We start from the raw sequence: 6,023 nt of genomic DNA on the forward strand, positions 1-6,023 counted from the left end.
GGCGGCGCCGGACACTGTTGATGCCAGCTATTCTACCAGAGCGTGCCCGGCGCTTCATGTTTTACTGTTCGATTGGCAACATTGCGCGGCTATCGACGGAGATCGCCGCAGTTGTCGCAGTTCTACGGTGCCTGCAGCATTTGCAGGGCAACTGCCTGACGCTGAACTTGCCCGCCTTGTTCCGCCATGGCCTGTTCGGAGTGCCGCTGGCCATGCTGGAGCTGCCCATCTATTTATAGGTAGCGCCGTTTTATGCGCTGCGCAGCAGCCTGGAGCTGGCGTTGATCTGCGCCGTACTGCTGGCGCCGCCGCCGCTGTGGCGCGCGCCTACAATATGCGCGCCTACAATATATATATAGCGATAGCCGGCACAGGGAGAATCGCGCATGCGCCCGACGCCCATTCAAGGACCCGTTCAATGAAGTGGTTGGCCATGCCGCCATCCAGGCCATCTTCGCGCACATGTTCGTGCAAGTCGATGCGCCCCGTTTTATCGTGCTCGACAGCATGGGGCAGGGAACGCAAGCATTCCTGGCTTGGGAATTTCGCTTCCGCATGAAACGCCTGGTAGCGGGTGAACAATGTATTCGTGGCGCCACGCATGTACGCTTCGATGCGCAGGGACGGGTGGTATGGCACCGCGATTACTGGGATGCGGCCGAGGAATTGTATGAAAAACTGCCCTTGCTGGGCGGTTTCATGCGCTTGCTCAAGCGTGCAAGCCGTCACTAGCGCAAGTTTTTGATGCTTTTAAGCAAAAAATTGGCAAAAGAAAAAGTAAATACTGCGAAATTGATCAGAAAAAAACTTGACTCTGATCAATGTGTCGCTTTTATGGCACAAATATATGTAAATATTGAGAAGGCAACATTGTAAGAAATTGTTTCAACTGATGCGCAATTTGCAAGCAATAGTCGTCCTCATCGTTTTCACTTTGACACCCATCGCCGGAATCGGCAGACATGCAAAACATGTATATGTGAGCAATTTAAATTACCGGAAAGTCAGTAATTCCATTGTCACTCTGCCTATTTTTTCGTCATTTCAGATGACGTCGAAATTGTCGCCTACGCCCCTGAATAATGCGGCAATGCACCAAAATAGCGCGCAGTATTCCCCGTTTTTGGGCGCTGCGCAGCAAACATTGGCGAGGCCGTGTATGCTTCTCCCCGTTTATCCATTATCAGCTTACAAATTGTGCGCTTTGTCGCGTAAATCGTGGACGGCAAATGATGGCTAAAGCATGTTGACGTTTTAATCATGCGCCTGATACTGTTGCACTAATACAACGGGTGCCAACAAGCCATGCGCTATGATGGAATGGTCAATCAGGCCAATGCATTGGTTGGCAAGGGGCATTGGCTCTGTCGCGTAGTACGGTTGGCGATGCTCGGGATGCCTGAAAAAGCCCTCGGCCTGGTACCGGAAGTAACTTGTCGGAACTTGATGGAATGTGAAACGGTCGTTATAGTGCCGCTTCCGGTGCCTTTTGAGCACCGAACCGGCGCACGAAAGACGGTCGTTATGCAGCCTTCAAGCTTATCGGTGCAATAGCGTGCCGATACCGATATGAATGTTCCCCTGACCGGAACAGCAATGTGGCAGGTGGAGACCTTGCCCTCACTCATAAAAAGCGCTCTGCTAGAGCGCAGCTCGAGATGCATAGGCTGTATTACTTTTTGCTTCAAAAATTAAAGGAAATAGCAATGAAAAAAACTCTGATCACCCTGGCAGTCCTGGCAGCAGCCACTGGCGTAGCCCAAGCTCAATCGAGCGTCGTCATCTACGGTACCGTTGACGCTGGTTTCGTCAGCGAGCGCGGCGGCAAAGACGGCACCGTCAACAAAGTCGACAGCGGCATTGCTTCGGCTTCCCGTATCGGCTTCAAAGGCACCGAAGATCTGGGCAGCGGCCTGTCGGCACTGTTCCTTCTGGAATCGGGCTTCAGCGTTGACAACGGTCAACAAGACGTTGCAGGTAGCCTGTTCAACCGTCAAGCCTACGTTGGCCTGAGCAGCAAAACCACCGGTACCCTGACCCTGGGTCGTCAATACACGCCTTGGTACAACACCCTGTCGAAAGTTGCTGACCCATTCGCAGTTGGCTACGCTGGTTCCGCTAAGAACTTGTTCCCAGCGAACACCCGCACCAGCAACACCGTGATGTACGCTTCGCCGAACTTCAACGGTTTTGACGGCGATATCGCTTACAGCACCGGTTCCGAAGATGCACTGTCGAGCAAGATCGGCCGTAAAATCGGCGCGTCGGTTGGTTACGCCAACGGTCCTCTGAATGCACGCCTGGCCTACAACAACACCGCTAACGACGTCCGTAGCGGCACCGTCGTTGCAGAACAAGGTAGCGGCAGCAACTGGTTGGCTGCAGCTAACTACGATTTCGCAGTAGCTAAAGCTTACGTCGCATATGGCGTGAACAAAGGCAACAACAGCGCCGTGCGTAACAACGCTGGTCTCGGCAACAGTGTCTTCAACTACACCACGGCTGCTGCTAGCACCGACAGCAACAACATCCTGGTCGGCGCAACCGTACCAGTCGGTCCAGCTGGCACGATGATGGCTTCGTACATCCGTACCAACGACAAAACCAGCTTCAACGCTGACGCGTCGCAATTCGCAGTGGGTTACTCCTACGCTCTGTCGAAGCGCACCAGCACCTACGCTTCGTACGCCAAAATCTCGAACAAAAACAACGCTGGTTACACCGTTGGCAACAACGGCAACGTTGGTTCGGGCGACCAAGCGTTCAACGTTGGTGTTCGTCACTCGTTCTAATATTCGCGCAAGCGAAGCTTAGTACCGCTGCAGGCATCCCTTCGGGGATGCTGGCAAGCAAGAAAACGCGTCTCCAGGCTAGTCCTGGCGGCGCGTTTTTGCATGTGCAGCGCCGGTTATAATGTTGCCGTTACTAAAGTAAAGGAATGCCATGTATTCATTGAAATCGCCGCGCCTGGCCGCCATGCTGGCCGCGCTGTTGCTGGCAAGTACCACCGGCGCCGCCATTGCCGCCAAGGGCAAGAAGCCTGCCGGCCTGGAGCGCTATGGCGTGGCTGTCTACTCCGACCTGTGCCTGCAGAAGGACAGCGGCGAGATCGGCGGCCAGCGCGTTACCCTGCACCGCTTTGCCGAAGCCGATTCGGTCATCTATGAATTCACGGCTGGCGCCCTGAGCTGGCCTATCGTGGCGAACGACGTCAACCTGGACGCCGCCACCGGCGCCTTCGATTTCACCATCGCCGGCGCGGACAGCGAAGAGCGCACCATCGTCGGCAAGTTTTCCAGGGATGGGCAAACCCTGACCTTGGAAGGCGATTACTGCGGCGGCAACGTGCGCATGCCGATGAAATTGAGCCGCGTGCGCGATTTCGGCCGTCCCTTGAAAAATTGCACGCCATGCCCGCCGATGCCGGAAGCGCCAGCCGAAGTAGCGCCAGCCGAAGAGAGCGCGCCGCTGCCCGCCGCCTGAATTTTTGTCGCTTATATATGGCAAAGGCCCGGTATCGACCGGGCCTTTGCCATTTTCAGCCTTGAAAAGGGCTTATTTAGCCGCTTTGCCCTTTTCCGCCGTCGCGCGGATGGTGGCCAGCGTGGCGTTCGGCGTGATCAGGTTGCCGTCATAGCGCAGTTCAATCAGCGCTGGCAAGTTATGCGCCCTGGTGTGCGCCAGCGCGCGCTGCAGGGCGGGAGCGAACTCTTGCGTCGTATTCACCACTTCGCCATGCGCGCCATAGGCTTGCGCCAGTGCCGCAAAATCCGGGTTGTGCAGGGTGGTGCCAGAGACGCGGCCCGGGTAATCGCGCTCCTGGTGCATGCGGATGGTGCCAAACATCTGGTTATTGAAGACGATGATGACCACGCCCGCCTGGTATTGCACGGCCGTTGCCAGTTCCTGGCCATTCATCATGTATTCGCCATCGCCGGCAAAGGTGATCACGGTGCGCTCGGGGTGCACGATCTTCGCCGCCACGCCGGATGGCACGCCATAACCCATGGCGCCGTTGGTCGGCGCCAGCTGGGTGCGCATGCCGCCATAGCGGTAGAAGCGGTGCGCCCAGGAGGCGTAGTTGCCGGCGCCATTCGTGACGATGGTATCAAAGGGTACTTGCGCCATGATCTCTTGCGTTACTTGCCACAGGTCCAGCGGTGCCTGGCCATCCTGGAAGATGGGGGGCTGCTGCTGGTAGGCGGCCAGTTCCTCCCTGGCGGCGGCCGGCGTGTGTTGCCAGGCAGACGCATCGACGGGCGCCATGGCGGCCAGCATGGCGCAGGCTTGCGGCATGCCGCTGTTGATCATCAGTTCAGCCTGGTAGACGCTACCCAGTTCCTCGGCATCCGTGTGGATGTGCACCAGGCGCTGGCGCGGCACGGGCGCATCGAACAGGGTGTAGCCGCCGGTGGTCATTTCGCCCAGGCGTGGGCCGATGGCGATCACCAGGTCGGCATCTTTTACGCGCGCGGCCAGTTTCGGGTTGATGCCGATGCCGACATCGCCGATGTAGTTCGGGTGGGCATTGTCGAGCAAATCCTGGAAGCGGAAGGCGCAGGCGACGGGCAAGTGGTTCATTTCAGCAAAGCGCTGCAAGTCGGCGCACGCTTGCGGCGTCCAGGTGGTGCCGCCGAGCAATACCAGCGGCTGCTTCGCGGCAGCCAGCATGGCGCGCAGCTGCTGCAGTTGCGGCCCGGACGGTGCGGCTTGCACGCTCTGGTAGGCGCGCGTATCGGCGACCGTTGCCAGCGAGATGAGCATATCTTCCGGCAAGGCCAGCACGACGGGGCCGGGACGCCCGCTGGTGGCTACCTGGAAGGCACGCGCCAGGTATTCGGGGATGCGTTCGGCGCGGTCGATCTGCGCCACCCACTTGGCCATCTGGCCATACATGCGGCGGTAGTCGATTTCCTGGAACGCTTCGCGGTCGACAAAATCATTGCCCACCTGGCCGATGAACAGGATCATCGGCGTCGAATCCTGGTAGGCCGTGTGCACGCCGATCGAGGCGTTGGTGGCGCCAGGTCCGCGCGTGACGAAACAGATGCCAGGCTTGCCGGTTAGCTTGCCGTAGGCTTCGGCCATGAAGGCGGCGCCGCCTTCCTGGCGGTTGATGATGAAGCGGATGCCCGAATCGTGCAGGGCGTCGAGCACATCGAGGTAGCTTTCGCCAGGCACGCCAAAGGCGGTCTCGACACCGTGGATCTGCAGGGCATCGACCAGGATCTGGCCGCCGGTACGGGATTGTTGCGTCATGTTCGGCTCTTTATATTCTAGTTGGGTAGCAAAATCGGGCAAGCGGTGCAGGTGCGCCGGATATATGCGCAGCTTGCGCCATTCTATGTGAGCCGATTTGACCCGGCTTTTGAAATGGCGACACCGAATTACACAATCCCGCGGACGGTAGTGGCGCGCTTTTGCAGAAACATGCTGCGGCGCGGTACAATGGTGGGTGAAGCAGGCCAGACAGTCGCTGGCTGGCGCAGCAATGCGCTGGCGGGAGGAAGGTCCGGACTCCATAGAGCGGGGTGACGGTTAACGGCCGTCCGCTGAAAGCCGACCCGGTGTACTTGTATACCGGGGGAGTATAAGGCGAGGAATAGGGCCACAGAGACGAGCGTATTAAGTTACGGTGAAACGCGGTAACCTCCACCTGGTGCAATTTCAAATAGGCACGCGATGATGCTGCTCGCGGAGCGTGCGGGTAGAAAGCTTGAGCGCCCGAGTAATCTGGCGCCTAGAGGAATGACTGTCATAGCGCGGACCTGCAAGGGAAGGCGCCGTAACAAAATCCGGCCTACCGGCCTGCTTCACTTGAATTTTTGCTCCCTGGCATGCCAGGGGGTGTATCGGCCGCGACGGTTTTCATACCGCGCACCGCCCAAAAAGCCCCTGCAACGGGGTAATGCCGTTCACTTAAGCAGGTTTTCGTAGAACGCGAGTAGCATAGCGCTGTGGTTTTGCCTTAACGGCCCGGTCGAATTTTCGATCGGGCCGTTCGTCATTCAGAAGGCTAACCA

At 57.9% G+C, this 6,023-nt stretch carries 5 protein-coding genes and 1 other RNA gene; 5 read left to right on the plus strand and 1 reads right to left on the minus strand.

Features of this window, described 5'->3' with window-relative positions:
• Positions 1-20 precede the first annotated feature (20 nt).
• From ACQ4W6_RS20805 to ACQ4W6_RS20820, 4 genes are all read left to right on the plus strand, one after another.
• Positions 21-239 (plus strand): hypothetical protein, encoded by a 219-nt coding sequence (locus ACQ4W6_RS20805; RefSeq protein WP_436569074.1) that lies wholly within the window; start codon positions 21-23, stop codon positions 237-239.
• A gap of 184 nt (positions 240-423) precedes the next feature.
• Positions 424-732 carry a nuclear transport factor 2 family protein gene (locus tag ACQ4W6_RS20810; protein WP_436569075.1) on the plus strand — a complete coding sequence of 103 codons (309 nt, stop codon included), beginning with the start codon at positions 424-426 and terminating at the stop codon, positions 730-732.
• A 974-nt stretch (positions 733-1,706) separates the two neighbouring features.
• A complete protein-coding gene (locus tag ACQ4W6_RS20815) occupies positions 1,707-2,792 on the plus strand; it encodes a porin (RefSeq protein WP_436569076.1) in 1,086 nt (361 codons plus the stop codon).
• A 151-nt stretch (positions 2,793-2,943) separates the two neighbouring features.
• On the plus strand, positions 2,944-3,483 hold the full coding sequence (locus ACQ4W6_RS20820) for a hypothetical protein (RefSeq protein WP_436569077.1): 540 nt from the start codon (positions 2,944-2,946) through the stop codon (positions 3,481-3,483).
• 72 nt (positions 3,484-3,555) lie between these two features.
• Here ACQ4W6_RS20820 and ACQ4W6_RS20825 read toward each other — a convergent pair whose 3' ends face one another.
• Entirely contained in the window at positions 3,556-5,259 is a 1,704-nt protein-coding gene (locus tag ACQ4W6_RS20825; protein ID WP_436569078.1) for a thiamine pyrophosphate-binding protein, read from the minus strand.
• A gap of 198 nt (positions 5,260-5,457) precedes the next feature.
• On the opposite strand from ACQ4W6_RS20825, the gene rnpB reads away from it, so the two are divergent.
• Positions 5,458-5,819, plus strand: an RNA gene (rnpB, locus tag ACQ4W6_RS20830) — RNase P RNA component class A.
• The last annotated feature ends 204 nt before the right edge of the window (positions 5,820-6,023 follow it).

The organism is Janthinobacterium woesei, from assembly GCF_051380875.1.
Lineage (GTDB): Bacteria > Pseudomonadota > Gammaproteobacteria > Burkholderiales > Burkholderiaceae_D > Janthinobacterium.